This window comes from Streptomyces sp. NPDC058246 (assembly GCF_042881985.1).
In the GTDB taxonomy this organism is placed as follows: domain Bacteria; phylum Actinomycetota; class Actinomycetes; order Streptomycetales; family Streptomycetaceae; genus Streptomyces.
Genome location: NZ_JBHVWZ010000019.1, coordinates 22353 through 45850, shown reverse-complemented (window position 1 = coordinate 45850; position 23498 = coordinate 22353). Strand labels below are relative to the sequence as shown.

23 protein-coding genes are annotated in these 23498 nt (G+C 71.5%); 4 read left to right on the top strand and 19 right to left on the bottom strand.

What is annotated here, in order from left to right; all coding sequences use genetic code 11:
* Nucleotides 1-41: 41 nt before the first annotated feature.
* Nucleotides 42-716 carry a DUF5995 family protein gene (locus ACFVXA_RS25630; protein WP_383910098.1) on the top strand — a complete coding sequence of 225 codons (675 nt, stop codon included), beginning with the start codon at nucleotides 42-44 and terminating at the stop codon, nucleotides 714-716.
* Nucleotides 717-926: 210 nt separating this feature from the next.
* On the top strand, nucleotides 927-1856 hold the full coding sequence (locus ACFVXA_RS25625; protein ID WP_390026838.1) for an LLM class F420-dependent oxidoreductase: 930 nt from the start codon (nucleotides 927-929) through the stop codon (nucleotides 1854-1856).
* A gap of 25 nt (nucleotides 1857-1881) precedes the next feature.
* On the opposite strand, the gene ACFVXA_RS25620 is transcribed toward ACFVXA_RS25625, so the two are convergent.
* Nucleotides 1882-3576, bottom strand: a complete 1695-nt coding sequence (locus ACFVXA_RS25620; protein WP_362025806.1) for an NAD(P)/FAD-dependent oxidoreductase — start codon at nucleotides 3574-3576, stop codon at nucleotides 1882-1884.
* 60 nt (nucleotides 3577-3636) lie between these two features.
* Complete coding sequence (locus tag ACFVXA_RS25615; RefSeq protein WP_383741566.1) at nucleotides 3637-4425, bottom strand: carbon-nitrogen hydrolase family protein; 789 nt, start codon at nucleotides 4423-4425, stop codon at nucleotides 3637-3639.
* A gap of 296 nt (nucleotides 4426-4721) precedes the next feature.
* On the opposite strand from ACFVXA_RS25615, the gene ACFVXA_RS25610 reads away from it, so the two are divergent.
* Nucleotides 4722-5273, top strand: coding sequence for a Repetin (locus ACFVXA_RS25610; protein ID WP_362025800.1), 552 nt, complete (start codon nucleotides 4722-4724; stop codon nucleotides 5271-5273).
* A gap of 153 nt (nucleotides 5274-5426) precedes the next feature.
* Here the strand turns inward: ACFVXA_RS25610 and ACFVXA_RS25605 are convergent, their stop codons facing one another.
* The 8 genes from ACFVXA_RS25605 to ACFVXA_RS25570 form a co-directional block, all read right to left on the bottom strand.
* Nucleotides 5427-5810: a DUF742 domain-containing protein gene (locus ACFVXA_RS25605; RefSeq protein ID WP_383910086.1), complete on the bottom strand. Its 384-nt coding sequence runs from the start codon at nucleotides 5808-5810 to the stop codon at nucleotides 5427-5429.
* A 7-nt stretch (nucleotides 5811-5817) separates the two neighbouring features.
* The gene (locus tag ACFVXA_RS25600) at nucleotides 5818-6330 is read right to left on the bottom strand and encodes a roadblock/LC7 domain-containing protein (protein ID WP_390026835.1); all 513 of its coding nucleotides are present in this window, start codon (nucleotides 6328-6330) and stop codon (nucleotides 5818-5820) included.
* Entirely contained in the window at nucleotides 6320-8671 is a 2352-nt protein-coding gene (locus tag ACFVXA_RS25595; protein ID WP_390026833.1) for a nitrate- and nitrite sensing domain-containing protein, read from the bottom strand. Before ACFVXA_RS25595 ends, ACFVXA_RS25600 begins: the two co-directional genes overlap by 11 nt.
* Nucleotides 8672-8851: 180 nt before the next feature.
* Entirely contained in the window at nucleotides 8852-10339 is a 1488-nt protein-coding gene (locus tag ACFVXA_RS25590) for an HAD-IA family hydrolase (RefSeq protein WP_384020524.1), read from the bottom strand.
* 399 nt (nucleotides 10340-10738) lie between these two features.
* Complete coding sequence (locus tag ACFVXA_RS25585) at nucleotides 10739-11815, bottom strand: ABC transporter ATP-binding protein (protein WP_383741553.1); 1077 nt, start codon at nucleotides 11813-11815, stop codon at nucleotides 10739-10741.
* A gap of 4 nt (nucleotides 11816-11819) precedes the next feature.
* A complete protein-coding gene (locus ACFVXA_RS25580) occupies nucleotides 11820-12632 on the bottom strand; it encodes an ABC transporter permease (protein WP_383741550.1) in 813 nt (270 codons plus the stop codon).
* Entirely contained in the window at nucleotides 12620-13528 is a 909-nt protein-coding gene (locus ACFVXA_RS25575) for an ABC transporter permease subunit (protein WP_362025777.1), read from the bottom strand. Before ACFVXA_RS25575 ends, ACFVXA_RS25580 begins: the two co-directional genes overlap by 13 nt.
* Nucleotides 13525-14682, bottom strand: coding sequence for an extracellular solute-binding protein (locus ACFVXA_RS25570; RefSeq protein ID WP_362025774.1), 1158 nt, complete (start codon nucleotides 14680-14682; stop codon nucleotides 13525-13527). The genes ACFVXA_RS25575 and ACFVXA_RS25570 overlap by 4 nt, the downstream gene beginning before the upstream one ends.
* 211 nt (nucleotides 14683-14893) lie before the next feature.
* Between ACFVXA_RS25570 and ACFVXA_RS25565 the strand changes: the two genes are divergently transcribed.
* Nucleotides 14894-15634 carry a GntR family transcriptional regulator gene (locus tag ACFVXA_RS25565; protein WP_389746918.1) on the top strand — a complete coding sequence of 247 codons (741 nt, stop codon included), beginning with the start codon at nucleotides 14894-14896 and terminating at the stop codon, nucleotides 15632-15634.
* Between the two features lie 105 nt (nucleotides 15635-15739).
* Here the strand turns inward: ACFVXA_RS25565 and ACFVXA_RS25560 are convergent, their stop codons facing one another.
* The 9 genes from ACFVXA_RS25560 to ACFVXA_RS25520 form a co-directional block, all read right to left on the bottom strand.
* Nucleotides 15740-16192, bottom strand: a complete 453-nt coding sequence (locus ACFVXA_RS25560) for an Lrp/AsnC family transcriptional regulator (RefSeq protein ID WP_015661832.1) — start codon at nucleotides 16190-16192, stop codon at nucleotides 15740-15742.
* A gap of 10 nt (nucleotides 16193-16202) precedes the next feature.
* Nucleotides 16203-17711 (bottom strand): amino acid permease, encoded by a 1509-nt coding sequence (locus ACFVXA_RS25555; RefSeq protein WP_384020519.1) that lies wholly within the window; start codon nucleotides 17709-17711, stop codon nucleotides 16203-16205.
* A gap of 592 nt (nucleotides 17712-18303) precedes the next feature.
* Nucleotides 18304-18465 carry a hypothetical protein gene (locus ACFVXA_RS25550; RefSeq protein ID WP_390026831.1) on the bottom strand — a complete coding sequence of 54 codons (162 nt, stop codon included), beginning with the start codon at nucleotides 18463-18465 and terminating at the stop codon, nucleotides 18304-18306.
* Nucleotides 18466-18543: 78 nt separating this feature from the next.
* Nucleotides 18544-19986 carry a GuaB1 family IMP dehydrogenase-related protein gene (locus ACFVXA_RS25545; protein WP_362026041.1) on the bottom strand — a complete coding sequence of 481 codons (1443 nt, stop codon included), beginning with the start codon at nucleotides 19984-19986 and terminating at the stop codon, nucleotides 18544-18546.
* 107 nt (nucleotides 19987-20093) lie between these two features.
* Nucleotides 20094-20471: a barstar family protein gene (locus ACFVXA_RS25540; RefSeq protein ID WP_362025764.1), complete on the bottom strand. Its 378-nt coding sequence runs from the start codon at nucleotides 20469-20471 to the stop codon at nucleotides 20094-20096.
* Nucleotides 20468-20884 carry a ribonuclease domain-containing protein gene (locus ACFVXA_RS25535; protein WP_384020516.1) on the bottom strand — a complete coding sequence of 139 codons (417 nt, stop codon included), beginning with the start codon at nucleotides 20882-20884 and terminating at the stop codon, nucleotides 20468-20470. The genes ACFVXA_RS25540 and ACFVXA_RS25535 overlap by 4 nt, the downstream gene beginning before the upstream one ends.
* 85 nt (nucleotides 20885-20969) lie before the next feature.
* On the bottom strand, nucleotides 20970-22013 hold the full coding sequence (locus ACFVXA_RS25530) for a sugar-binding domain-containing protein (protein ID WP_362025758.1): 1044 nt from the start codon (nucleotides 22011-22013) through the stop codon (nucleotides 20970-20972).
* Between the two features lie 78 nt (nucleotides 22014-22091).
* Nucleotides 22092-22778 carry a ribulose-phosphate 3-epimerase gene (gene rpe / locus ACFVXA_RS25525; RefSeq protein WP_384020513.1) on the bottom strand — a complete coding sequence of 229 codons (687 nt, stop codon included), beginning with the start codon at nucleotides 22776-22778 and terminating at the stop codon, nucleotides 22092-22094.
* 236 nt (nucleotides 22779-23014) lie between these two features.
* A complete protein-coding gene (locus ACFVXA_RS25520; protein ID WP_383741539.1) occupies nucleotides 23015-23440 on the bottom strand; it encodes a DUF3592 domain-containing protein in 426 nt (141 codons plus the stop codon).
* Nucleotides 23441-23498 lie beyond the last annotated feature (58 nt).

The following is a 23498-nucleotide window of genomic DNA, read 5'->3' as shown; positions in this document are numbered from 1 at the left end:
CGGCGGCCCTCCGGCCAGCCTAGGACTGGGACCCTGCCCCCATGGCGCAGTTGGCACAGATCCTCACACCCGTGGACACGGTCGTCTCCCGTATGCGCACCCTGGACGCGACCCTGCCCGAACGGGACGGTGTCGCGGTCTTCAACCGTGTCTACCTCGCCGTCACCGAGGAGGTCGACCGGTGCCTGGACGCCGGGGCGTTCCCGGACCCCGAGGCCGCGATCACGCTGGACGTGCGGTTCGCGGAGCGCTACCTGGCGGTGGCCGAGGAGGGGTGGGGGCCTGCCTGCTGGCGCCCTCTGCTGCAGTTCCGCCGCCATCCGGGTGTACGTCCGCTGCAGTTCGCGCTCGCGGGCATCAACGCGCACATCGGGCACGATCTGGCGCTGGCCGTCGTGGACAGTTGTCGTACGCTCCGCTGCGAACCGGCCGATCTGGAGGACGAGTTCGACCGCGTGGGCGACCTCCTCGTGTCGATGGAGGAGCGCATCCGCGAAGATCTGATGCCGGGTCCCGATGTGCTCCAGATCGCCGATCCGCTCACCCATCTGCTCGGTTCCTGGAGCCTGGAGCGGGCGCGCGACGCGACCTGGTCGGCGGCGCGGGCCCTGTGGGCTCTGCGCGGACTCCCCGACCTGGCGGAGGAGTTCGCGCACCGCCTCGACGCGGCGGTGGGCTTCGCCGGCCGGATGCTGCTCACGCCGTTGCCGGACTGATCCGGTCACGCCTCGCGGTCCCACAGGAGATCCGGCCACACCTCGCGGTCGTCGACGGATCCGGTCACGCCTCGCGGTCCCACAGGAGTTCCGGCCACACCTCGCGGTCGTCGACGGATCCGGCCACGCCTCGCGGTCGTCGACGGAACTCCTGTGGGATCGCTGTACGTTGATCGATGAGCACACCCGGATGCGAAGGAGCAAACAGGTATGGCGACACGCCTCGGCCTCGGCCTCCCCCAGATGAAGCAGTACGACCTCGGACGGGACGTGCCCGACGTGGCCCGCGCGGCCGAGCGGACCGGGTACGAAAGCCTGTGGGTCTTCGAGCGCGCCCTGTTCCCGGACCCCGCGACGCAGGGTCTGTACGGCATCGAGGGACTGCCCTGGCCCGAGTCGTACCGCGGGGTCGCCGAGCCTCTCGTGACCCTGACCCTCGCGGCGGCGGCCACCGAGCGGGCCCGGCTCGGCAGCAGCGTGCTGATCGCCCCGCTGCATGTGCCCTTCCAGCTCGCCAAGACCCTCGCCACGCTCGACGCGGCTAGCGGCGGCCGCGTCGTCGCGGGCCTGGGCACCGGCTGGTCGTTCGACGAGTTCGCGGCGGCGGCGGTGCGGCCCTTCGAGGAGCGCGGCCAGGTCCTGGACGAGGTGATCGAGGTGTGCCGAGCGGTCTGGGGCCCCGACCCGGTGGTGTACGACGGCAGGCTCACCAAGATCGCGTCGGCCGCGGTCGGCCCCAAGCCCGCCCGGCCGATCCCGATCCTGCTGGCGGCGAGCACCCCGAAGGCCCGGCGGCGGCTCGTCGACAAGGCCGACGGCTGGCTGCCGGTGGGCCTGGGCGCCGAACAACTGGCGGCGCAGTGGCGCGAGTTGCAGGACTTCGCGGCGGAGCGCGGTCGCACGGATCCGCTCCAGACGGTGCTGCGGACCAACGCGCAGTACTCGCCGAAGGCCTACGACGGCGCGGACCGCCGCCCGTTCCAGGGCGACGTCACCCAGATCGTGGAGGACCTCGCGGCCCACGCCGAGGTCGGCCTCGACGAGATCCTCCTCGACCTGCAGAGCTCCGTGCGGGACGCGGAGGAGCTCAAGGACGTGGCCGCCGAGGTGTACACGGCGGCGCGGGCGGCCGGGGTCTGAACCCCGAGGGAGACCCGACCCGGCCTCAGTCCTCGGGCAGCTCCACCGGCGCGATCTCGTCGTAGACGTCGCCGGGCCCGGGGTTGGTCGGGTCGGTCTCCCCGCCCAGCTGGTGCATGACGCCCCAGACCGCGTTCAGCGCGGTCTGCACGGCGCCCTCGGCCCACCCGGCCGTCCAGGAGATGTCGTCGCCCGCGAGGAAGATGGCCCGCTTGTCCTCGGGCAGCGCGTCCTGCATGAAGTGGGTGAACAGGCGCCGCTGGTAGCGGTAGTGACCCGGCAGGTTGGCCTTGAACGCGCCCATGAAGTAGGGCTCGTTCTCCCAGGACACGGTCACCGGGTTGCCGATGATGTGCTTCCTGATGTCGACCTTCGGGTAGATCTCGCCGAGCGACTTCAGCATGACCTCCATCCGCTCGTTCGCGGACAGTGGCAGCCACTTCAGGCTGTCGTCGCACCAGGTGTAGGAGAGGCAGATGACGGCGGGCTTGTCCGGTCCGTCGTCCAGGAGATAGGTGCCGCGGGTCATCCGGTCGGTGAGCGTCATCGACATGACGTCACGGCCCGTCTCCTCGTCCTTGTCCAGCCAGAAAGGCCGGTCGACGGGAACGAAGAGCTTGGAGCTCTCCATGTAGTGGGTCCGCTCGATGGCGGTCCAGTGGTCGATCGGGAAGAGCGAGTCGTCGCAGGCGATCTTCGAGAGCAGCATCCAGGACTGGGCGGTGAAGATGGCCGCCTTGAAGGTACGGATGTCGCCGTTCGCGTCGGTGACCGTGATCTGGTTGCCGGCGGTGCGGTGCAGCCGGGTCACGGCCGGGCGCGGGGCACCGTCGTGCAGCTTCGCGAGCGAGGTGCCGTACGCCCAGTGCACGATCTTCTCCGGCTCGCGCTCCCACAGGCGCAGCGGGAGCTGCTGGGAGCCGCCGACGATGCCGCGGTGGTGGTCGTCGGCCTCGGTGTAGACGACGCGCAGGATCTCCAGGATGGAGTTCGGGAAGTCGGTGTCCCAGCCGCCGGTGCCGAAGCCGACCTGGCCGAAGATCTCGCGGTGCCGGAAGGACTTGAAGGACTCCGAGTCGCAGAGGAAGCCGTAGAAGGTCTGGTTGTCGAGCTTCTCGACGAGCTTCGCCCAGATCTCGCGGATGCGCGGGACATCGCGCTCGCGCATGGCCTGGTTCATGTCCGAGAAGTCGGCGCCCTCTTCGAGGCAGGCGTTCCACGCGTTCATCACGTCGCGGTAGACCTGCGGCAGGTCGTCGACGGTGGTCGCGTAGTGCGACTCGCCCTTGAGGTCGACGACCGTCGAGGGCGTCGACTCGGCGAGCGGGTTCGGGAACGGCCGGGTCTCCAGTCCCACCAGGTCGATGTAGTGCTGGAGGGCGGTGGAGGAGGGCGGGAAGCGCATGGCGCCCATCTCGGCGGTGAGGGACGGGTCGCACCCCTCGAAGCCCACGGTCCGCAGGCGGCCACCGATCTCGTCGGCCTCGTAGACGACGGGCTTGAGGCCCATCTTCATCAGCTCGTAGGCGGCCACGATGCCGGACAGGCCGCCGCCGATGACCGCGACCTCGGTGCCGTGCTCGGTCGCGGGTATCTGGCCGAGGCCCGCGGGGTGCGCGAGGAAGTCGTCGTACGCGTAGGGGAAGTCCGGCCCGAACATGGTGATCGGCGGCTGCTGCACGTCGGCGTGCTGGACGGCGTTGGGCACCGTGGACGTCATGGGGTACGGACTCCTTGCGCGGAAAGACTGCGGAAAGACAGGGGGAGGTCTGAGAGGGGTTCAGATGAGGGACCCGTAGAGGCCGGGGCGGCGGTCCTTCAGATACGGGTTCGCCTCGCGCGAGGCCGCGAGGAAGGCGGGGTCGGCGTCGGCGAGGACCAGGTCCTCACCGCGGCCCGCACGGGCCCGCGCGACCCCGTCGGGTCCGGCCAGCGTGGAGAGCCCGACGAACTCGAACTCCCCTTCCTGACCGACCCGGTTGACGTACGCGACGTACATCTGGTTCTCGAAGGCGCGCACCGGGACGACGGACTCGGCGACGAACTGGAACGGGTGCATCTGCGCGGTCGGCACGACGAGGAGGTCGGTGCCGGCGACGGCGTGCGCGCGGACGTTCTCCGGGAACTCGACGTCGTAGCAGATCATGAGGCCGACCCGCAGTCCGCCGAGCTCGGCCTGGACGACCGGCTGCTCGCCGGGGGTGAAGTGGTCGCGCTCGAAGCAGCCGAAGAGGTGGGTCTTGCGGTAGTTCGCAAGGCGCGTGCCGTCGGCGTCGATCAGCTGGGCCGAGTTGTAGACCTGCTCGCCCGCGCGCTCGGGGTAGCCGTAGGCGACGGCGACACCGTGCCGGGCGGCGATCTCGGCGATCGCGTCGGCGGAGTCACCGTCGGCCGGCTCGGCGAGCCGGGCGATGTCGTCGCCGATCGCGTACCCGGTCAGGAACATCTCCGGCGCCACGAGCAGCCCGGCACCCGCGGCGGCGGCACGGCCCGCGGCCTCGTCGAGCACCTTCAGGTTCTCGACGACCGAGCCGGGGCGGCCGGAGCTCTGGAGCAGGGCTGTGCGCATGCGTGTTCCTCACCGGTACGGAGGGGTTTGAGGGGCCAGTTAGACGGTACGGGCGACGGGCTCGGCCGGACAAGAAGAACCCGTTGCGTGCCACTGAACGAATCGTTGCGTGCCCCCGGGTCCCGGCGGCGATTCGTTGCGCACCCTCAGACGTAGCCCCGGTCCCCCTTGAGGCGCAGGTCACAGGCGTGGTCCCCGCCGGACGGCGGAGGGCGGTGACGCCCCCGGCACGATGTGCCCGCGGGGCGCCGGCGGAACAGTGGTGACTGTCCGTTTCACCTGGAGAAAGGGCCCTCATGAGCCGCCTCAACCGTCGTACGAAGGTCCTCGCGCTCGGCGCCGCCGTGCTGCTCTGTGCCGGGGCGGCCGGATCCGCCGCCGCGTACGGCACCGGGCAACAGGAGAGGCGGGAGGCCGCCGCGCTCACCGGCACCGCCAAGCTGTACCGATCCGCCGGGGACGACATCACCTTCTCCTTCGACGCCCACCTGGCGGCGCGGGACAACGACGACCCGCAGAAGGCGACCGGCACCTTCGAGTGGAGCCACTACGCCCATGGCGACGGGGCCTGGGCGAAGGCCACGGTCGACTGCCTGGTCACCGGTGGCAGGGTCGCCGTCGTGTCCGGCGTGGTCACCGACTCCGACCTGCCGGGCGCGAAGGGCAAAAGGGTCGGGATCACGGTCCACGACCTCGGGCACCACGACCGGCTGGGCTACAGCTGGGCCTCGACGGGCAACCCCGTCGAGACCAAGGACCTGCCCAAGTGCGTGAGCTCGGCCCCCTTCGAGAAGGTGAAACAGGGCACGGGCGACTTCACGGTGCTGCCCTGGCAGCCCGCCTTCTAGTGCGCGCGGCCTGATGTGCGCGGCTCGGGGGCGGGCGCGGCTCGGGGGCGGGCGGCCGGTGCGCAAGGCTCGGATGCGGGCGGCTCGGGTGCGCGCGGCTCGGAGTCGCACGGCCGGTGCGCGTGGCCGGTGCGCGGCTCGGGTGCCGCGTCCTCACAGCTCGCGCAGGCGCTCCACGATCTCGCGCAGCAGCTCCGGGTCGGCCGCCGGTCCGCCCGGCGCCGTCCGCCGTGGAGTGTCGATGCGCACCAGACCGGCCTCGGCCAGGTCGCCGAGCAGCACCCGGACGACGGTCAGGGGCAGGTCGGCGTCCGCGGCGAGCTCCACGACCGGCCGGGGTCCGCGACGCACCGAGTCGAGCAGGGCAGCCCGGGCGTGATCCACGCCCGGGCGCCGCTCACGGTCCGTCTCCAGGGCCGTGACCTGCGACATCAGATCGATCGTGTGCCGGTCCGAGGGGCGGGTCCGGCCCCCTGTCACGGTGTAGGGCCGCACCATCGACCCGGTCTCGTCCTCGTACCAGTGGTCGTCGGGCACGGGCGGATCAGGGGCCCGCGGGGTCGGCGGCCGACCGTACGGCCGCGGCCATGTGGCGGCCGACGCGGCGGACGAGCAGGGCCATCTCGTGGGCGAGCTGTCCGACGTCTGTCTGCACCTCGCTCAGGACGGCCAGCCGACTGCCGTGGCCTGCCGGGGTGATGAAGAGATAGCCGTCGTCGAGCATCACCATGGTCTGGCGCACCTTGCCCGCGTCGAAGCGCTCACCGGCCGAACGGGCGAGGCTGTGGAAGCCGGAGCAGACGGCCGCGAGGTGCTCGATGTCCGCTCTCCGCATGCCGTCCGAGCAGCTCAGCGCAAGCCCGTCGGCGGTGAGGAGCACGGCCTGGCAGACGTGGTCGGTTCTGGCCACGAGGTCGTCGAGCAGCCAGCCGAGCTCCGTGCCGGGCGGTTCGTCGGTGGTGCCCGGCGGTTCGGCAGTGGCGCCGGACGGTTCGGCGGTGGTGCCCGGCGTCTCGGAGTCCTGGGCGGGGTGCTCGCGGTCCTGGTCAGGGCGCATCGTCGGCGTCCCTCCCTTCCTCGGTATCGGTTCTCTGCGCGGCGCCGGCTTCCGCGGACAGGCCCCTACGACCCCTGTCGAGGCCGCGCTGAAAGGCGGCGAAGACCGCGCCGACCTCCTCGGGGGTGAGCTCGCGCTCCGGTGTCTCATCGGCGGCCGGGCTCTCGGTGCGCAGTTCGGGGGTGAGGGAGGCCTGGCGGACGCGGGTGGGCAGGGCGGGCGAACCCGAAGCCGGGCCGCCTTCCGGCGTGGGGTTCGCGCCCCGCTCCTGCTCCGGCTCCTGTTCCCGGCCCCGTTCCCGGTCCTGTTCCCGCTCCAGCTCCCTCTGGTCCGTCCGCCTCTCCTGGAGGACCGCTGTCCCCCTCCGGGAGGGCCGCGCACGCCGGTCGGTGTCCGCCACGGCTTCCGCCGTCGGCTCCGGCCGCTCGGGCTCCACCGGCGCGAGGACCGCCTCCGGCAGCAGCACCACCGCCGTCGTACCGCCGTACGGCGACCCGCACAGCGTGACCTCGATGCCGTGCCGTGCGGCGAGCCGCCCCACCACGTACAGCCCCAGCCGGTCGTGCCGGGTGGGGTCGAAGTCGTCCGGACTGGTGAGGGTGCGGTGTGCTTCCTCGATCTGCTCGGGCCCGAGCCCGAGCCCCCGGTCGTCGATCTCCAGGACGAACCCGCCCCCGGCCCGCCCGGTGCGCAGGGTGACCTGGGTGTGCGGCGGCGAGAACACGGTGGCGTTCTCGACGAGTTCGGCGATCAGATGGGCGACGTCGGCGACGGCGTCCGCCGCGACGCCCACCTGAGGCAGCGGCGGGATCTCGACGCGCGCGTACTCCTCGATCTCGCTCACCGCGGAGGACACCACGTCGGCGAGGGGCACGGGCCGTCGCCATCGGCGGCCGGGCGCCGCGCCGGAGAGGATGATCAGGCTCTCCGCGTGGCGCCGCATACGGGTGGTGAGGTGGTCGATCCGGAACAGGTCGTCCAGGACGTCCGGGTCGCTGGTGCGCCGCTCCAGCGTGTCGACGAGCTTGAGCTGGCGGTGCACGAGGGCCTGGTTGCGGCGGGCGATGTTGAGGAGGACGGCGAACAGCCCGCGACGCAGGGTGGCCTGTCGGACGGCGGCCTCGACGGCCGCGAGGCGGGCGGCGTTGAAGGACCTGCCGACCTGGCCGATCTCGTCGGCGCCCGCCTCCCCGTCGGCCAGGGGTGGTGCCTCGGTGACGGCGTCCACCTCCTCGCCCGCGCTCAACCGTCGCATGACGTCCGGTAGTTGGCGGCTGCTCAGCAGGTCGGCGGCGTCCCGCAGCGTCTCCAGACGGCGCGAGATACGCCGGGCACCGCGCACGGCGAACCACAGGGACAGCGCCACGGCGGCGAGTCCGAGCACTCCGACGATCGCGGCCTTGGCCAACTCCCGGTAGGCGAACGTCCGCCCGCGCTCGGCGGAGTTGACGGCCGCCCGTGTGCACAGCCGCATGTAGCGCTGGACGGCCCGGTCGGTGGTGGTGCGCCAGGAGCGGGCCGCGACGGCCTCGCCCGCACGCTGCGCGCCGGCCCGCAGCAGAGCGTCCTCGCCCCGGGTCAGCTCCCGGTAGGTGTCGCCGCGTTGGAACTCCTCGAAGAGTGCGCGCGAGTCGGCGGGGAGGTCGGGCACATACGTCCGCTCGAAGATCCGGCGGTCCTCGATCGTCGCGGTGAGTGTGTCGTACTGGCGGTCGGTGAGCGATCCGGCGGCCCGCGCCCCGGCGACGAGGGCGTCCTCGCGCGACACGAACTCCCGCACCCGCACCAGCTCGATGACGACCTGGGCCTCGCGCGCCAGCTGTCCGGCCTGGAGCGCGGTGAGCGCGGACTGGACGTCGAAGCCCGGTTCCACGAGGGCGCTGTACTCGCCGACGGCCCGGTCCCAGGAGATGTGGCGGGACAGCACGCGCTCCCGCAGCCCCTCAAGGCCGTCGACGGAGTGGACCATGGCGTCGAGCACCTGCCGCTGCCGATCGGAGAGCCGGCCGCGGTCCCCGTCCCGGACGGCGTCCCGCAGGGCGGTCACGGCGCGGTCGGTGCGGCGCTGCTGCTCCATCAGGTCGAGGGCGGCCGCCGTACCGTGGTCCGCCCCCAAGTAGGCTGCCGCGAGCCGCCGTTCGATCTGGATCTGGCCGACCGCCGTGTCGACCGGTGTGCCGAAGTCGTCGTACACCCCTTGGACCCGGACCAGCGCGCGCAGTTCACCGGTGACGGACACCATGGCGAAGCTCCACAGCGCCATGAGGGCGATCACCGGAGCGAGGGCGAGCGCCACGATGCGCGTACGGATCGTGGCGGGACGGCCGAAGGGCCAGCGCATGGGTCTCCCCAGGACGGCAGGACGGTCGGGTGGCCGGGTGACGTGTGGTTACCCATCGGCGTTACTCGCTGGTAGCGAGCGCGGATCAACCTACGGGATGGCACACCCGGACCGCAATGACTTCCTGTACTGACTCTCGGTTCAATATGTGGGAGAGCCCCCCTCCGCGGACGTGCCCGGTCAGTCGGCGTGGGGCACGGTGAAGGTGGTGACGACCGCGGCGTGGTCCGAGGGCCAGTCGTTGCCGGCGACATCGGGCCAGGGGCGCGGGGTGCCGCTGACGAATGTGCGGGACTCGGCCACACGGAGGCCCCGGTGCAGGACGAAGTCGATCCGGTCCTGGGGCTCGGGCCGCCCGCTGCCGTCCTCGTGCTCCGCGTGGACCGGCGACCAGGTGTGCCCTGGATCGCGTACGGGGTCGGGGTGGGCCTCCCGGTAGGAGTCGCGCAGCCCCGCGTCCTCGGCGGCCTTGGTCACGGGCCACTCGACGTCGGGCCGGTCCAGGTGCGAGGGAGCGTTGAAGTCCCCGACGAGCACGACGGGAGTGGCTTCGGCGGCGGACTCGGCGATCCGCCGGAGGATCTCCCGCATCTGTTCCAGCCGTACGGCCTCGTGGGCGATCAGCTCGTCCGCCGGGAGCCGGTCGAAGGCGGCCTCGTACGGGCCGTACGGCGTGTAGTCGAGGTGGGCGCTCCAGACGTCCACCTCCTGGCCGCTGTCGAGCCGGATCCGTACGCCGGTCCCCCCGTAGAAGCCGACGTCCGGGTCGCCGAACCGGGCGGTGATCGGGTAGCGGCTGATGACGCCGAGGTTCTCGCCCGCCCGGTGGTGGTGCCAGCCGAGCGCTTCGGCGAGCTCCTGTGCCGAGGTCCCGTATGTCTCCTGGAGGCCGACCACGTCCGCGCCCGTCTCCGCGATGACCTTGAGCTGCTTCTCCCGGTGGTCGTCGACCTTGGTGCCGCCGTACCAGAGGTTCCAGCTCATCACCCGCAGCCGGCGGGGCGCGACCATGGCCCGCAGCCGGGCCGTGGTCACCTCCTCCAGGCTGGCGAGGACGGTACGGCCGGCCGCGGGGGCGATCGGCGCGAGGGAGGGCACCGCGAGGACGGCGCAGCCCGCCGCCTCGGCGGAGCTGACACCGGTCTGGGTGTCCTCGACGGCGACGCACGCGGCGGGCTCCACGCCGAGCGCGCGACTGGCGGCGAGGTAGGGGTCGGGGGCGGGCTTGGTGCGGGCGGTGTCGTCGGCGGTGACGGAGACGGCGAAGTGCTCGGCGCCGAGGGCCTCCAGGACGGTGTCGGCGACCGCGCGCGGCGATGCGGTGACGAGGGCGGTGGGGACGCCCTCGCGTGCCAGCTCCTGGAGGAGTCGCAGCGCTCCCGGGCGAGGCACGACGCCGGTGCGGACGCGTGCCGCGAACTCCCGGTGCAGCTCGGCGGCGATCTCCTCGGCCGGGCCGCCCGCGATCCCGCTCAGCCATGCGGCGGTGTACTCGACGGGCCGCCCGAGCACCTCCGGCTGGTCGGCCCCGGTCAGCCGGCGCCCGAGCCCGTCGGCCACCTGCTCCACCGCCTCCCACCACAGCCGCTCGGTGTCCACGAGGGTGCCGTCCATGTCGAACAGGACGGCCTGGAGGGAGAGTTGGCGGGTGGGGGTGCGGTGGGTCACGGCACTCTCTTTCGTCAGTGGGGGTGTGTCCGGTGCGCGCTCGCCGGCAGGGGCCGGTGCGCACGCTCGGCTGGGGGCAAGCGCACGCGCTCGACCGCGGGGCCGGTGCGCACGCCCGGCTGAGGGCAGCGCACGCGCTCGACGGCGCGGGTCGGCACGCACGCTTGGCGGAGGTCGACGCGCACGCTCGGCAGAGGTCGGCTCGCACGCTCGGCACAGGGCAGCGCACGCGCTCGACCGCCCGGGCCGGCCCATGTGCCCGACAGCAGGAGCCGGCCACGGCGTCGACGGCGGGGGCCCGTTCACGCGCTCGACGGCGGGTCAGCGCAGGCGCCCGACGGCAAGGGCCGGCTCACGCGCCCGACGGCGAAGGTCAGCTCACGCGCCCGACGGCGAGGGTCAGCTCACGCGCTCGGCAACCAGCACCGGCCGCTCCGGCAGGCTCACCGTCACGGCGGCACCCGATCCGAGCGTCGCGGCCTCGTGTGTGGGCAGGTCGGCCTTGACCTCGGTGCCGTCGGGGAGCCGTACGGTGACCCGGGTCGCCGCCCCGAGGAACGCGGTGGCCACGACGCGCGCGTCACCGGCGTCGTCCGAACGCACCCGCACCGCCTCGGGCCGTACGAGCACATCCACCTCCCTCACGGCGGGCGCGTCGCCGTCCACCGGCAGCCGCTGACCGAGCACCTCGACCACATCGGAGTCCAGTTGTCCTGGAATCCGGCTCATCGTGCCGACGAACTCGGCGACGAAGGCGGTGGCGGGCCGCCCGTACAACTCGGCGGGAGCGGCGCACTGTTCGAGCCGTCCGGCCCGCATGACCGCGACCCGGTCCGCCATGGACAGCGCCTCCTCCTGATCGTGCGTCACGAACAGGGTGGTGATGCCGAGTTCCTGCTGGAGGCGGCGGATCTCCTCGCGGAGGGTGAGCCGCACCTTGGCGTCGAGCGCGGAGAGCGGTTCGTCGAGGAGCAGTACGCGCGGCCGCAGGGCGAGGGCGCGAGCGAGCGCGATGCGCTGCTGCTGGCCGCCGGAGAGCTGGTGCGGGAAGCGCTCGCCCTTGTCTGCCAGTCCCACGAGGTCGAGCAACTCGGCGGCCCGGGAGCGCCGTTCGGCCGTCCGCACCTTGCGCATCCGCAGTCCGAAGGCGACGTTGTCGAGGGCGCTGAGGTGCGGGAAGAGGCTGTAGGACTGGAAGACCATCCCGGCGTCGCGGCGGTGCGCCGGGACGCGCGTGACGTCCTCGCCGTCGACCAGCACCTCGCCGGAGTCGGGGTGTTCGAACCCGGCGAGCATGCGCAGCGCGGTGGTCTTGCCGCAGCCGGACGGGCCGAGCAGGGCCAGCAGTTCGCCGGGCCGGACGGTCAGGTCCAGCCCGTCGAGGGCGACGGTCGGGCCGAACTCCCGGCGCAGTCCCCGGAATTCAACGGTGGCGGCCTTGGCGTCAGTGGCCTTCTCGAGCGTGGTGACGGTCATGTGTTCATCCCCGGGGAGCGGTACGGGAGCGCCCGCCGAGCCCGGCGAGCGAGAGGAGCAGTGCCCAGGTGACGAGCAGGCTGAGCACGGAGACGGCGACGGAGAGCTGGGCCTGCGAGCCGCCGACGCTGTAGATCCACACGGCGAACGGCTGGAAGCCCAGCAGCTGGGCGACGGTGAACTCGCCGAGGACCAGGGCGAGTGTGAGGAAGGAGGCGTTGAGCAGCGCGCCGCGCAGATTGGGCAGGACGACCCGGACCAGCGCCTGCGGCCAGCCCGCGCCGCAGCTGCGGGCGGCCTCGACGAGGGTGCGTACGTCGACGGCGCGCAGCCCCGCGTCCAGCGCCCGGTACACGAACGGCAGCGCCATCACGACGTAGGCGAGGACGAGCACGAACGGGAAGTCGGGGTTCTGGATGGCCACGAACGTCTGGAACAGGGGGGTGCGCGAGAGGTGTTCGGGGCCCCACTTCAGCACGGTGGCGATTCCGGCGACGAACGCGATCGGCGGGACGACCAGGGGCAGCGAGCAGACCACCTCGACCACCGGCCGCAGTTTGGGCGCGCTCAGCCGCAGGGCGACCATCGCGGGCACCATCAGCAGCAGCACCACGGCGATGGTGGCGGCGGCGAGTTCCAGCGAGAGCAGCAGGCTGGAGACGAAGCCGTCGGTGGAGACGATCTGGCTGTACGCATCGAACGTGACGCCCTGGCCGGGCACGTCGACCGTGAAGATCACGGACGCGGCGAGCGGGACCAGGAAGTACAGCGCGGCGCAGCCGAGGACGACCCAGCGCCACAGGTTCAGGCGAGCCATCGCGCACTCCGTCGTTGCAGGGGCAGGTACACGGCCATGACCAGGCCCGCGATGAGGACCATGTCGAGGCTGAGGGCGAGCGCCACGTTCTCCTGGCCGACCAGCACGTTGCCGGAGATGGCGTCGGCGATCTGCAGGGTGACCAGCGGGACCGCGCTGCCCACCATGGCCGCCGCGGTGGCGTACGCGGCGAAGGAGCTGCCGAAGAGCAGCACGAGCCCGCCGAGCAGCGAGGGCGCGAGGACGGGGAGGGCGACGTGCCGCCAGTACTGGACCCCGGTGGCGCCGTTGTTCTGCGCGGCCTCGCGCCACTGGGAGCGCAGGCCCTCCAGGGCGGGCGTGATGGTGAGGACCATCAGCGGGATCAGGAAGTACAGGTAGACGATGACCAGACCCCAGAAGCTGTAGAGGTTCCAGCCGGCGTCCTTCAGTCCCAGGTGCTGGGTGAGGACACCGGAGTTTCCGAGGGTGGCGACGAAGGCGAACGCCAGGGGGACGCCACCGAAGTTGGCGAGGACGCCGGACGCGGTGAGCACGGCCTCGCGCAGCGCGCGGAAGCGGGAGGTCACCACCACCTGGGCGAGCGGCAGTCCGAGGACGGTCGCGATGCCGGCGGAGACGGCGGAGAGCTTGACGCTGCCGATCAGGGCGGTGAGGTACGCGCCCTTCAGCGAGCCGGTCAGATTGGCCGTGGTGTACGAAGTGGCGCCGGTCGCCGGGTCCTTGACGGTGAAGGCGCCGTTCAGCATGGCGAGGGCGGGGATCCCGAAGGCGACGGCCACGAAGGCGAGCAGCGGGACGACGGCGAGCCAGCCGGGGGCGCGGCGGCGCCGCCGCTGCGGTGAAGCAGCGGCGGGCGCCACGTCGGCCGGGGCCTCGGTGAGGACGCTGGTCATCCGGAGACGGCCTTGCCCCAGCCCTGGGCGAGGACGCCCTTGGCCTTGCTCTGCTGGGCCTCGGTCGGGAAGCTCGGCGTGCCCGAGACCGCGGGGAGCTTGGCGGCGGCGGTCTTGTCGAGCGTGCCGGCCTTCTCCATCGCGGTCATCAGGGCCGGGCGGGCGTACCCCTTGAGCCAGAGGTTCTGGCCCTCGGCGCTGTAGAGGTACTCCTGCCACAGGCGGGCCGCCGCCGGGTGCGGGGCGTCCTTGTTGATGGCCTGGGAGTAGTACTGGGAGAACTGACCGTCGGCCGGGACGGTGACCTTCCAGTCGACGCCCTTGGACTTGAACTCGTCGGCGTAACCGGCGTTCAGGTAGTCCCAGTCGATGCTGATCGGCGTCTCGCCCTTCTCGACGGTGGCCGGGGTCGACTCGACGGGCGTGTAGTTGCCGTTCTTCTTCAGCTTGGCGAAGAAGTCGAGGCCGGGCTGGATGTCGTCGAAGGAACCGCCGCTCGCGAGGGAGGCCGCGTAGACGCCGCCGAAGGCCGAACCGGACTTGGTGGGGTTGCCGTTGAGCGCGACCTGGCCCTTGTACTCCGGCTTGAGCAGGTCCTTGAAGGTCGTCGGACACTCCTTGACCTTCTTGGCGTCGCAGCCGATGGAGATGTAGCCGCCGTAGTCGTTGAACCAGCGGCCCTGCGGGTCCTTCTGCCCCTCCGGGATGTCGCCGAATCCGGCCACCTTGTACGGCGCGAGCAGCCCCTGCTGGGCGGCGCTCAGCGCGAAGGAGCTGCCGAGGTCGAGGACGTCCGGAGTGCGGGACTGGCCCTTCCGCGACGTCACGGCGTTGATCTCGTCCTGGCTGGAGCCGTCCGGGTTCTCGACGTCGACCTTGATGCCGTACTTCTTGGTGAAGCCGTCGATCAGGGCGCCGTAGTTGGCCCAGTCGCGGGGCAGCGCGATGGCGTGCAGCGTGCCTTCCTTCTTGGCGGCCTTGGCCAGGGCGTCGAGGCCGCCGAAGTCCGCGGCCGAGGTCGCGGTGGCCGCGCTCTTGCCGTTGGCGGTGGTCGCCTTGTCGTCGGGGGCGGCGCCACAGGCGCTGAGGGCGAGCGCGGCGGCGACGGCGAGGCCGCCGGTGAGGACGGCGGTCCTCGGCAGGAACACGGTCACGGTCTCTCCAGGAGTACGCACGAGGGTGTGGCGGGACGGAGAACTTGTCTGAACAAGTTGGCCCCAGTAGGCCCGCCGATGGTGTCGTATTCGTAAACATTGGCGAAACCGTGACCCGCGATTCCCTGCACAATTCCGGCTCGCGCCGATCGCCGTCGGCTCTCGATTAGGCTGGTCACGCTGTGCACAGTGGTCGAATCAGAGGGGAAGCATGCCGGCGCGACACGAGGAGATCGCCGACGAGCTGCGGCGGGCGATCGACCGCGAGGAGTACACGGTCGGCAGTCTGCTGCCCGCGGAGACGGATCTCGCGGCGCACTACGGCGTCTCGCGCGGCACCGTCCGCCAGGCCGTCGCCGCTTTGACCACGGAGGGGCTGATCGGCTCGCGCCAGGGCGCGCGCCGGGTGATCCTGGCCAGCCGCCGCAGTCAGAGCTTCGCCGAACTGCGCAGCTTCGCCCAGTGGGCCCGCGCGATGGGCCGCGAGGCGACGGGTCACGTGGTGGAACAGGAGTACCGTCCGGCGACGGCGGAGGACACCGTACGACTCCAACTGCGCGAAAGAACCCCGGTGTTGCACGTCCTGCGCGTCCGCGGCCTGGACGGCGAGCCGGTCCTGCTGGAGCGGACCGTGTACGCGGACTGGATCTCCCCCGCCGTCGAGGCCATCGAGCCGGAGTGCCCCTCGGTCACCCAGCGGCTCTTCGAGGACACCGGCCTGGTCTTCGCGTACGGCGAGCACGTCATCGACGCGGTGGCGGCGGGCGCCCAGGACGCCGACCTGCTGGAGGTCCGCCGCACCAGCCCGCTGCTCCGGGTCCGGCGGGTCACCACCACCCGTGAGGGCCGCCCGGTGGAGTGGTCGGACGACCGCTACCGCTCGGACGCCGTGAGCTTCAGCGTGCACAACTCGATCGGGAACAACGCGCTGTCCCGCAAGACGGCGGAGTGAGCGGGAGCGCCCCAAGGGGCGCGAGGCTGTGCCGCCGAGCGGCTCCGCGGTACGGTCGCGACCAGCCACATACAGTCGGCGGCCGCGAAGGAATCCCAGAGCCGCCTACGTGGGCGACCCGGACGAAAACCTCCGCAGGAGCGGCGAGAGGACGAGCACCGACTTCGTCCGTTCCACGAACGGCTCCCCCGCGATCCGCTCGAGCACCCGCTCGAAGTGCCGCATGTCCGAGGCGAATACCTGTACGACCGCATCCGCCTCCCCGGTGACGGTGGAGGCGGCCACGACCTCCTGATACCGCTCGAGACCCCGCTGGATCGTCTCCGGCGAGGTGTTGCGACGGCAGTAGATCTCGACGAACCCCTCGGTCTCCCATCCGAGCGCCGCCGGGTCCACCCGCACGGTGAATCCGGTGATGGCGCCGGTCGCCCGCAACCGGTCCACCCGGCGCTTCACGGCCGGCGCGGACAGGCCGACCAGTTGGCCGATGTCGGCGTAGGAACGGCGGGCGTCCTCGGCGAGGGCGTGCACGATGCGTTCGTCGAGATCGTTCAGCACTGCGGATGGTTCACTTTTCTGCGCGGGGTCCTGCGAGGGGTTCTCCGGATGTCTCTGCCGTCGCGGTCGCCATACGGGACCGGCGATAGCCGTAACTGAAGTAGAACACGAGCCCGACGGCCATCCAGACCCCGAAGACCACCCAGGTGACGGCGGAGAGGCTGCCCATCATCCACACGCACAGGGCGAAGCCGATCGCGGGCAGCACCGGCGACAGCGGGACCCGGAAAGTGCGCCGCATCTCCGGGCGCGTCCGGCGCAACACCACGACGGCGACATTGACCAGCGCGAAGGCGAAGAGCGTACCGATGCTGGTGGCGTCGGCGAGCTGGCCGAGCGGGATCGCGGCGGCGAGCACACCGCAGAACAGCGAGACGATCACCGTGTTGGCGCGGGGGGAGCCGCTCTTCGGATCGACCCGCGCGAAGACCTTGGGCACCAGGCCGTCACGGGACATCGCGAAGAGGATGCGCGTCTGGCCGTACAGCACGGTCAGGACGACACTCGCGATGGCGATGACGGCGCAGGCGGCCAGCAGCGTGCCCCAGAAGGTCTGACCGGTGACGTCCTTCATGATCGCGGCGAGCGCGGCCTCCGAGTCGTTGAACCGCTGCCAGGGCTTCGCGCCCACGGCGACGGCCGCGACCACGACGTACAGCGCCGTCACGATGACCAGCGAGAGCATGATCGCGCGCGGCAGGTCCCGCTGCGCGTTCTTGGCCTCCTCACCGGCGGTGGAGGCGGCGTCGAAGCCGATGTAGGAGAAGAAGAGCGTGGCACCGGCGGCGCTGACGCCCGCCATGCCGAGCGGCATGAAGTGCTCGTAGTTGCCGGAGCGGAAGCCCTGGATGCCGATCGCGCAGAACAGCACCAGCGCGGCGATCTTCACACACACCATGATCGTGTTGGCGCGTGCGGACTCCTTCGCGCCACCGAGCAGGAAGGCCATGGCGAGCAGCACGACGATCAGTGCGGGCAGGTTGAAGATGCCGCCGTCGCCGGGCGGCGCGGAGAGCGCGTCCGGGATGGTGACGCCGATGGTCCCGTCGAGCAGCTCGTTGAGGTACTCGCCCCAGCCGACCGCGACGGCGGCGACCGAGACGCCGTACTCCAGGACCAGACACCAGCCGCAGATCCAGGCGATCAGCTCGCCGAGCGTTGCGTACGCATACGAGTACGAGGAGCCGGAGACCGGGATGGTGCCCGCCAGCTCGGCGTACGAGAGGGCGGAGAAGAGCGCCGTGAGACCGGCGATCACGAAGGACAGGGTGACCGCGGGCCCGGCCTTGGGAACGGCCTCGCCGAGGACGACGAAGATGCCGGTGCCGAGCGTGGCACCGATGCTGATCATGGTCAGCTGCCAGAGGCCGAGGGAGCGCCGCAGGGTGCCTCCCTCGCCCTGGCCACCCTCGGCGACCAGGCGTTCCACAGGCTTGCGGCGCATGAGACGCGCGCCGACCCCAGGGGACGGTGGGGCGGATGTGGTGCGGGACTGCGGGGGTGCGCCTTGGTCGAGCACGCGCTGGCTCCTTCATCGCTGCCGGGTTCGGGACGGCGGGAACCGGCGGCACCCCTGCGAGCAGGAACCCACCGAGCGGGGTCCCCGCCACGCCTATGTACAGCGCTTGACCCTATGAGCCCGGCCTTCACGGGCGTAATGCAGCAACCTTGCGCATATCCGCAAGATCGTTGCGTTCATCGCAGCTCGGCGCATGTTCGTTGCGCGGAGCCTTTCGATGGTTGCGCGAGGCTCCTTTCAGGGCCCTTTTCCCGCGTGGCGTGGGCGGTGGAAGCATCCCTTCCGAGAGGCCTCGTGCCACCCCGCTCCGGGGGCGGAGGTGCGTGACCGGGATGCCGGGCGGGGCGCACGGCGCGTACGGGCCGCCGCGCTCCTACGGGGTGCGTCATGGCGGCCGCACGACGGCACGACGGCGCTTGAACTCCCCAGCGCCGCAGCGCGAGTTGAGGGCCACCCTGGACGGTGCCACGCGAACGCGGCACCCGGCGGACCCACCCATACCGTTCAACTGCCGCCATACGTAGCCGACTTGACCGCAGCACCGCCGCCTTCGGCGCCAACCGACCGGCACGGAGCCCGCGTTACGGTGGGTTCAGCCCTCGTCGGGTTCCCCCGCGATCCCCCGCGCCTCGGCGCGGCCCCTCGTCGAACCCCATCCGCCCCGCCGCCCGTACGCCGCCTTGCGGACGACCGCGTCGGGCCGGGTGACGTCAAGAAGGCTGACTCGCCCGGCCGAGCCCAGCGAGCGCCGCACGCACGTACGGCCCCTTTTCCCGGCGGCGGGAACAGGGGCCGTACGTCAGGAGGGGGCCGTAGGAGCCGGGAGAGCGCGTCAGCTCCAGCTGGCGTGCAGCGGCTTGCCCTCGGCGTAGCCGGCCGCGCTCTGGATGCCGACGATCGCGTTCTCGGCGAACTCCGCCAGGGAGTTGGCGCCCGCGTAGGTGCAGGACGAACGGACGCCCGCGATGATCGAGTCGATCAGGTCCTCGACGCCCGGACGGGTCGGGTCGAGGAACATGCGCGAGGTGGAGATGCCCTCCTCGAACAGCGCCTTGCGGGCGCGGTCGTACGCCGACTCCTCGCTGGTGCGGTTGCGCACCGCGCGCGCGGACGCCATGCCGAAGGACTCCTTGTAGAGCCGCCCGTTCGCGTCCTGCTGGAGGTCGCCCGGGGACTCGTAGGTACCGGCGAACCAGGAGCCGATCATGACGTTGGACGCACCCGCGGCCAGCGCCATGGCGACGTCGCGCGGGTGACGGACACCGCCGTCGGCCCACACGTGCTTGCCGTACTTCTTCGCCTCGGCGGCACACTCCATGACGGCAGAGAACTGCGGCCGGCCGACGCCGGTCATCATCCGGGTGGTGCACATGGCGCCGGGGCCGACGCCGACCTTGATGATGTCCGCGCCCGCCTCGATGAGGTCCTTCACACCCTCGGCGGCGACGATGTTGCCCGCGACGATCGGCACCTGAGGGTCGAGCGCCCGCACGGTCCTGACCGCGCTGATCATCGACTCCTGGTGACCGTGCGCCGTGTCGATGACGAGCGTGTCGACGCCCGCGTCGAGGAGCTGCTTGGCCTTGCCCGCGACGTCGCCGTTGATGCCCACGGCGGCGGCGATGCGCAGCTTGCCGTCCGCGTCGGTGGCGGGGGTGTAGAGCGTGGCGCGCAGGGCGCCCTTGCGGGTCAGGATGCCGGCGAGCTTGCCGTTCGCGTCCACCGCGGGGGCGTAGCGGCGGTTGGCGTGGTCGAGCTTGTTGAACGCGTCGCGCGGGTCGATGTCCGCGTCGAGCAGCAGCAGGTCCCGGGACATGACCTCGGACAGCTGTGTGAAGCGGTCCACGCCGGTCAGGTCGGTGTCGGTGACCACGCCGACCGGGCGGCCGTCCTCGTCCACGACGACGCCCGCGTTGTGGGCGCGCTTGTTCAGCAGCGCCAGCGCGTCGGCGACGGTCTGGTGGGGGGCCAGGACGATCGGGGTGTCGAGCACCAGGTGGCGTCCCTTGACCCAGGAGATGACCTCGGTGATGACCTCGATCGGGATGTCCTGCGGGATGACCACGAGGCCACCGCGGCGGGCGACGGTCTCGGCCATCCTGCGGCCCGCGATGGCGGTCATGTTGGCGACGACGAGCGGGATGGTGGTGCCCGTGCCGTCCGGAGAGCTGAGGTCCACGCCCTGACGCGAGCCCACCGCGGAGCGGCTGGGCACCATGAAGACGTCGTCGTACGTCAGGTCGTACGGGGGCTGGATGTCGTTGAGGAAACGCACGTGCTGCACATCCCAGTCGTTCAGAGGTGGCCCCCGGACAGGTCTGCCAGGGGGAAGAGCACGTACTTCATTGTCCCATGTCGGCCGGTATGCGGTGCCCGGACAGATCATCCAGGCTGGTCGGAGGGCAGTTGGTCGGATCCTCCAAGGGAAAGGACCACGGACAGGGTCGCGTCGTGCTCCTGGTAGTGCCCGGCGGCCGCCGCCAGCACCTCCTGGGCGATCTCCCACTCGTCGGGCCGTCCCAGGGCGTAGGGCCGCCAGCCGGTCACCACGAGCAGTCTGCCCGGAGTCGCGGGCCCGAAGTCCGGGTCCCCCAGGACGTCCGCGAGCGCGTCCCAGTTCCGGCCGAACCAGTCGGGCAGGTCGAGGGCGCGGGCACAGCGCTCCATGAAGCCGCGCTTGTCCCTGACCCCGGTGAGATCGAGTTCGGTGACCTGCCATCCCGCCGCGCGACAGACGTCCGCGAAGGGCCCGTGAGTCATCTCAGCACCGCCCTGAACGACTTGTAGTGATCATCGCTGTAGTAGATCTCGCCACCCTGCCCGGTGACAATGCGCCGGGCCCCGCGATCGCGCTCGCCGGGTGTTTTGACCGTGTACTCGTGGTAATAGCCGCGCGGTTGCCGCGGCAGCAGCCGCTCGAAGTTCCCGAAGACGACGCCGTCCCTGGCGTACGGGAAGGGGCCGCCCTTGTCGATGAGGGCGAGGGTGGCACGGGCCTCGGCGGGGAGCCGGGACGCGGGGACGGTACGCATGGCGCCGGCCCAGGACGGGGCCGAGACGGCCGGCGACGCGGCCGACGACGTACTGGTGTCCGTGGCCGAGCAGCCCGTCAGCAGCACTCCGAGGCACAGGAAAAGCCCCACGAACACCCGGGGGACGGACCGCGGCAGCATGACGTCGATGCTGACACGACCGCCCCCTGAAGGCGCGTCGTACGAAGGAAGCGCGCCGTAAGAAGAAGCGCTCCCCATGAAGCCCTCAGGGCCCGTCCGGGTCCGCCCGGTTGAGGGCCGGGCGGGGTGTCGGTCCCGCCGTCATCAGATAGTCCGCGGCCGAGGTGTCGGTCACCAGGCTGGTGACGAGCCCGGAGCGCAGCACCGCGTCGATGGCGGCCGCCTTCCGCTGTCCGCCCGCGATGGCGACGACCTCGGGGATCCGCCGCAGCCGGTCGGCCTCGACGGTGATGCAGCGCTCGCCGAGGTCACGGCCGACCCGGCGGCCCTCGGTGTCGAAGAGGTGCGCCGACATCTCGGCGGCGACGCCGAGCGAGGCGTAGTGGGCGCGCTCCTCGTCGCTGAGCATGTCGTGCACCGTGGAGATGCCCGGCTCCCAGGAGCCGATGGAGACACAGGCGACCGTCACCTTGTCGAAGTACTCGAAGGCGCGGGCGATCCCGGTCTGGTTGCGCAGCGCGGCCGCGGTGGCCGCGTCGGGCAGCAGCATCGGCGCGTAGATGGGGTGGGCGTCCCCGCCCGACACCTGGGCGGCGCGCCGCACCGCCTCGACCGAGCCGCGCTCGGCGGTCCCGGCGTCGTACACGCCCGTCAGCTGCACCACCGTGCAGGGCGGCAGCCGGTCGAGGGCGGCCGCCATGTGGATGGTGGAGCGGCCCCAGGCGAGGCCGAGGACATCGCCCTCGTTGACGAGCTCGCCGAGCAGGTCGGCGGCCACTTCTCCGAGGTTCTCGGGGTCGGGCGACTCCTCGGCATCGGCCGGGGACTCCACCACGACGGCGTGCCTGAGGCCGTAGCGGGCGCGCAGCGCGTCGGAGCGCTCCGCGTCCAGCTCGGCCGGCACCCGGATCTCGATGCGTACGAGATCCCGTTCGAGGGCGGTTTCCAGGACCCGGGCCACCTTGAAGCGGCTGACGCCGAACTCCTCCGCGATCTGGATCTTGGACTTGCCCTCGAGGTAGAAGCGGCGGGCCATGGCCGCCGCCTGCACCAGCTCAGCGGGTCCCATCCGCATGGCTGACCGGCCCGCCGACATACCCGACACGGCGATCTCCTCACTGCTGTTCACACTCTGGATTCGCCGTTCATCCTTGCAGATCCGGCGCACTTGATCCGCCCTGATGGGCGGCGTTCACGTTCCCTTGGCTCAGTGGTCGCACGCCCATGCCGCCTGGGCCGTCGCCCCCTGAGCCTGGGTGCGCAATGCACGTACCGCCTGGGCCGGGTCCGAGGCCCCGTACACCGCCGAACCCGCGACGAAGACGTCGGCTCCCGCCTCCGCGCAGCGCTCGATGGTGGAGGCCGACACTCCGCCGTCGACCTGGAGCCACAGTTCGAGGCCGTGCTTGCTGATCAGCTCACGGGTGCGGCGGATCTTGGGGAGCATGATGTCGAGAAACGCCTGGCCGCCGAAGCCGGGCTCGACCGTCATGATCAGCAGCATGTCGAGTTCGGGGAGCAGGTCCTCGTACGGCTCGATGGGGGTCGCGGGCTTGAGCGCCATGGAGGCGCGGGCGCCCTGGGACCGGATCTCGCGGGCGAGCCGCACCGGTGCCGCGGCCGCCTCGACGTGGAAGGTGACGGAACCGGCACCCGCTTCCACGTACTGGGGAGCCCACCGATCGGGGTCCTCGATCATCAGATGGCAGTCCAGCGGCGTGTCCGTCGCGCGGGCCAGCGACTCTACGACCGGCACACCGAGCGTGAGGTTCGGGACGAAATGGTTGTCCATGACATCGACATGGAGCCAGTCGGCCCCTTCCACCGCCTTTGCCTCCTCGGCAAGACGGGCGAAGTCGGCGGACAGGATGCTGGGGTTGATCTGCACGGCCATGCCCCAAGACTGCCATGCCTCGGGCCGGTTGCTCGCCTCGGTCCAGACCTGGGCCGTTCCGCGGATGCCGCGCACCGCCCCGACACGCCATACCGGGCCACCGACCGGCTCCGGAGACGGCTACGAGGGCGGCCATGACGGACGGGAATCTGCGCCCCGGGGCCAGGGCGCTACAGCAGGCTCGCGCGGTCAAATCTGCGCCCTGGGGACCAGGGCGTTACAGCAGGCTCGCGCGGTCACAGAGTGAGCAGTCGGACGAGCAACACGACCGACGTGCCCGCTGTGAGCACCGACCCCACCACGGTGAACACCAGGTCAACCGCCGCTCCGTCCCAGCCCTGGATCGCAAACCGGCGGGGATCTTCCGGGTCGTATCGGACCATGACGAAGGTCCCCACGCCGAACTCGCCTCCGACGGACCCGCGGCCGAACCTGGACGAGTACTCGCAGTCACGGCCGTCCCGGGTCGTCCAGGCTGCGACCGGGTGGTAAAACGTGGTGCCTTCGTTGTCCCGCCTGACAGCGTGGCGGACGATCCGCCCCTCAGCGGTGACACCTGTGCGACGGAGCGCGCCGGCGCGACGGAGTCCGTACACGCCGAAGCTGAGGAAGACCACGCCGATCGTCAGCGGGATGAGCGAGAAGAGCCATTCACGTTCCATGTGGTGTGCGACGCGTGCGTGGGGGTGTCGGTTGCGAGTGGGGCGGCTGTGCCAGCCT